Genomic DNA, 4343 nt, shown 5'->3' on the forward strand with positions numbered 1-4343 from the left:
GATGTGTATAAGAGACAGATGGACGTCAGCGCGACGGCGCCTCCCAGGATCAGCAACCACACCGGCTTGGTCAGCTTCTCGGCGGCGGTGTAGGCGTCGGGTCGTTGCAGCGCGGCATGCACGAACGCGTAGATGGCCGTGACCAAGACGGCGATCTGCAAGACCAGCATGACAGTTCCCACGAGGTGGTTCACGCCTTAAGGGTATGCGGGCACCCTCCAAAACGTCGACTCCGAGCCACCCGAAGGCGACTCGGAGCCGAACGTCGTGCTGGGTCGTGCTTACTTCTGGGTGACCTTCTTGGCCGCGGCCTTCTTGGCCGGAGCCTTCTTGGCCGGAGCCTTCTTGGCCGGAGCCTTCTTGGCGACGGCCTTCTGGGCCTTCTTGGTGGTCGCTTCGGTCTTGCCGGGCAGCTCGATGCCGACCAGCTTGGCGGCGCGCTCGCCGACCGCGCGGGTCTGCGAGGCGACGGTGCCGAGAGCTTCCTGAGTCAGCTCGACGGCCTGGTCGACGTAGCCCTCGGCGCGCGCGGACGCGTCCTCGAACGCGGTCTGGTTACGCAGCCGCTGCAGGGCTGCCTCGCCGCGCTCGACGAGCTCGTTGTACCGGCTGGTCGCCGCCTCCAGGTAGCCCTCGGCCGCCCTGCGCAGCTCTTCGGTGGTGAACTTGTCGCGCAGCTCGGTGAACTGCTCGGGCAGGTCCTCCTGCAGCTTGGTCAGGCGAGCGCGGCGCTCCTCGACCCGGGTGCGGGTCTCGACGCGGGTCTCTTCGGCGCGCTCCCGCAGGCCGGCGATCAGGTCGTTGACGGTGGCCAGGGCCAGGTCGGCCGCGCCCAGCGCCGCGAGCAGCGGGGCCCGCAAGTCTTCGATGTTCGTGTTTTCCGCCATGGTCTTTCCTTTCATTGCTTTCGCTATCGGTGTTACTCGGTGTTATTAGCTGTCTGGTCGAGAAGTTAGGTGCAAACGTCTCCTTCGCAACTGGGGCCGCCAGTGCCGGGGTGGTTTGTTCAGCGGTTCAGCTGGAACCGGTAGCTGCTCCCCGTTGGGTAACCACGACGGCCGGTCGTCTATACATCACCAACTCGCTACCGCGATGTGGTAAGCCCGCTTTGTGGCGCAAACTCCCAGCACAGATGGCTACGGTGCCGGGCGAAAACGGGCCGATCACTCGCTGTCGGATTCGGTCGGACACTCCTCTTGGATCGATTCGTTTTGCTGGGCGAACGATGAATAGATGTCGAGCAGAATTTGCTTTTGGCGCTCGGTGATCGCAGTGTCGGTGACGATGGCGTCCCGCACCTGACTCTTGTCACTGGGTTCGAGAATCCCGGCGCGCACATAGAGAACCTCGGCGGAGACCCGGAGGGCCTTCGCGATCTGGTTCAGGACATCGGCGGAGGGCTTACGCAATCCACGCTCCACCTGGCTCAGATATGGATTGCTTACCCCGGACTTTTCGGCGAGTTGGCGCACCGACACCTGCGCGAGTTCACGCTGGCTACGGATGAAACTGCCGATGTCAGAGGCCACTTCGGAGGCAGCGTTGGACACCTTGGCGGAGAGCTTCTCCTCGGGCGTCATGACGTGCTCCTGGTCGGGCGGCTGATCTGGACGCGCCCAGACTACTACAAGTGCTTGCTATTGCAAGCACTTGTTAGCACTGCTAGAAATGCGCTAGACCAGCAGCTGCGCGACAGCGTAGATCACCAGGCCCGCCAGCGAACCAACCACGGTCCCGTTGATCCGGATAAATTGCAGGTCACGGCCCACGTGCAACTCGATGCGCCGGCTGGCCTCCTCGGCGTCCCAGCGCTCGATCGTGTCGGTGATGATCGCTGTGATCTCCACCCCATATTGCGAGACCAGGTGCTGGGCCGCCCTGACCAGCCAGTTGTCGACCTTGTCCCGCAGGTCGGCGTCGTCGCGCAGCGATTCCCCGATCCTGACCACGGCATCGGCGATTCGGGTGCGCAGGGTGCTGGACGGATCGTCCACGCCCTCGAGCACCAGTCGTTTCAGCGTCTTCCACGCCGTCGCCGCGGCGTTGGCGATCTCGTCGCGCGCCATCAGCTGCTCCTTGATCGCGTCGGCGCGCGCGATGGTGTCCGGGTCATGCTGCAGGTCGTCAGCGAAGTCGAACAGGAAGCGGGTGGCCGACCGGCGCAGTTCATGGTCCGGATTGCGGCGCACCTTGTCGGTAAAGTCCATCAGCTCGCGGTGGATGCGGTCGCCGACCAGATGGTCGACGAAGCGCGGCGACCAGGTCGGTGAGTCACGTTCGACCACCCGCTGAATGACCTCGCCGGCCTTCAGCGACCACTGAAATGCCCGGTCGGCCAGCAGTTGGATCAGCGCCTCCTGCCGGTGCTCGGCCAGCAGGGTGGCCAGCACCCGCCCGACCGGCGGGCCCCACTGCGGTTCCGCGATCCGACGCACGATCATCCGGTCGATCACCTGCTGGACGTCCTCGTCGCGCAAGAGTTCGACCAGCACCCGCAGCACCGTGGCCGTCTCGGTAGCCACCCGTTCGGCGTGGACCGTCTCGGACAGCCACTTGCCGAGCCGGCCGGACACCTGGGCGTCGCGCAGCTTGGTTTCGACGACCTCCGGCGACAGGAAGTTCTCCCGGACGAATGTGCCCAGGCCCTCGCCCAACTGGTCTTTCTTGCGCTTGATGATCGCGGTGTGCGGGATGGGGATGCCCAACGGGTGCCTGAAGAGCGCAGTCACGGCGAACCAGTCCGCCAGGGCGCCGACCATCCCGGCCTCGGCGGCCGCGCCGACATACCCCACCCAGGCCCCCAGGCCGGTATGCGCCTGGGCCCATCGGCAGGCGAGGAACACGCCGGTGGCACCGATCAGAAAACTCAGTGCCACCATCTTCATCCGGCGCAACCCCGCCCGGCGTTGCGCATCGGCCTCGGGATCGGCGCCGGCGAAGGATTCGGCAAAAGACGCGCGAACAGGCCGGGCCTCGGTGGCCGGAGTCGCCGAATCGGGCCTCGCCCCCGGCGGGCCCGACGCTTCGCCTCTCACCGAGGCTCGATGTGCCACCACTCCATCATCTATCTTTCCCGCGAATTAGTGTGACGACACTGTTCGCGACGTCTCACCCACGCCCGGCCAGGACAAGAAACCGACCCCCTCACGCCGTAAGATCAAGGGCGTCTAGGGAATGGGAAATCGGCGACTGTGACAGAGCAAATCACGTCTGTGAGCGTCAAAATGGATGGGCGCAAGCGGCGCTGGCATCAACACAAAGTGGAGCGGCGAAACGAGTTGGTCGACGGCACGATCGACGCGATTCGCCGATTGGGCGGCGCGCTGAGCATGGACGAGATCGCCGCCGAGATCGGGGTCTCCAAGACGGTGCTCTACCGCTATTTCGTCGACAAGAACGACCTGACGACGGCCGTGATGATGCGGTTCACTCAAACCACCTTGATTCCCAATATGGCTGGGGCGCTTACCTCTAACCTCGACGGCTTCGACCTGACCCGCGAGGTCATCCGCGTGTACGTCGAGACCGTCGCGAACGAGCCCGAGCCATACCGGTTCGTGATGTCCAACAGCTCGGCCAGCAAAAGCAAAGTCATCGCCGACTCCGAGCGGATCATCGCGCGCATGCTCGCGGTGTTGATGCGCCGACGCATGCAACACGCCGGAATGGACACCGGTGGCGCGGAACCGTGGGCGTATTTGATCGTCGGCGGCGTCCAGCTGGCCACCCACTCCTGGATGTCGTACCCGCGAATGAGTCGCGATGAATTGATCGACTACCTGACCATGCTGAGCTGGAATGCCCTCAAGGGGATCGTCGAAGTCGGCGGGTCGCTGGAGAAATTCCGCGGGGAGCCTCACCCTCCACCGATCGTGCCGCCCCGCGAGCGTCAGGACGAGTTCGGACCCTAAACAGGGCTCGTCCCACTGCGGCCGGTTTTGCGGATTACGCCCGGTCCGTGTGAGGGTGGGACGCGCCTCGGGAGGACGACTTGCCCCGTGACAGCGACTAGCATGCAGAGGGGTATCGGGGGATATAGCGGGGTTGCCGTTCGGCCGTTTACCCCTATCCCCCGCATACAGAAAGGCTCGTGTCGAATGTCTGTGCAGCTCACGCCGCATTTCGGAAATGTGCAAGCCCATTACGACTTGTCTGACGACTTCTTCCGGCTGTTCCTGGATCCCACTCAGACCTACAGCTGCGCCTACTTCGAGCGTGACGACATGACCCTCGAGCAGGCGCAGATGGCCAAGATCGATCTGGCGCTGGGAAAGCTGAAGCTCGAGCCCGGGATGACGCTGCTGGACATCGGTTGTGGCTGGGGAGCCACCCTGCGGCGCGCC

The 4343-nt window shown here is 64.4% G+C and carries 5 protein-coding genes and 1 pseudogene; 2 read left to right on the forward strand and 4 right to left on the reverse strand.

The window, feature by feature from the left end; all coding sequences use genetic code 11:
- The 4 genes from A5760_RS20860 to A5760_RS20875 all read right to left on the reverse strand — a co-directional run.
- Nucleotides 1-194: DUF2516 family protein (locus tag A5760_RS20860; RefSeq protein ID WP_196772155.1), on the reverse strand; the 194-nt coding region annotated here is incomplete at its 3' end.
- An 87-nt stretch (nt 195-281) separates the two neighbouring features.
- Nucleotides 282-887, reverse strand: a complete 606-nt coding sequence (gene hbhA, locus A5760_RS20865; RefSeq protein WP_064884304.1) for a heparin-binding hemagglutinin HbhA — start codon at nt 885-887, stop codon at nt 282-284.
- Between the two features lie 276 nt (nt 888-1163).
- Nucleotides 1164-1580, reverse strand: a complete 417-nt coding sequence (locus A5760_RS20870; protein WP_064884298.1) for a helix-turn-helix domain-containing protein — start codon at nt 1578-1580, stop codon at nt 1164-1166.
- 93 nt (nt 1581-1673) lie between these two features.
- Nucleotides 1674-3056, reverse strand: a complete 1383-nt coding sequence (locus tag A5760_RS20875; protein WP_155764403.1) for a DUF445 domain-containing protein — start codon at nt 3054-3056, stop codon at nt 1674-1676.
- 168 nt (nt 3057-3224) lie between these two features.
- Between A5760_RS20875 and A5760_RS20880 the strand changes: the two genes are divergently transcribed.
- Both A5760_RS20880 and pcaA read left to right on the forward strand, forming a co-directional pair.
- Nucleotides 3225-3911, forward strand: coding sequence for a TetR/AcrR family transcriptional regulator (locus tag A5760_RS20880; protein ID WP_082279549.1), 687 nt, complete (start codon nt 3225-3227; stop codon nt 3909-3911).
- A gap of 186 nt (nt 3912-4097) precedes the next feature.
- Nucleotides 4098-4343: pseudogene (gene pcaA, locus A5760_RS20885) on the forward strand (cyclopropane mycolic acid synthase PcaA); the annotation flags it as partial.

It is taken from the genome of Mycobacterium colombiense (assembly GCF_001665835.1).
Lineage (GTDB): Bacteria > Actinomycetota > Actinomycetes > Mycobacteriales > Mycobacteriaceae > Mycobacterium > Mycobacterium colombiense_A.

Excerpts from the sequence above, each read along its gene's own strand:
- A5760_RS20880 (WP_082279549.1), top strand. The coding sequence starts at position 3,225 with ATGGATGGGCGCAAGCGGCGCTGGCATCAACACAAAGTGGAGCGGCGA.
- hbhA (WP_064884304.1), bottom strand. The coding sequence starts at position 887 with ATGGCGGAAAACACGAACATCGAAGACTTGCGGGCCCCGCTGCTCGCG.
- A5760_RS20870 (WP_064884298.1), bottom strand. The coding sequence starts at position 1,580 with ATGACGCCCGAGGAGAAGCTCTCCGCCAAGGTGTCCAACGCTGCCTCC.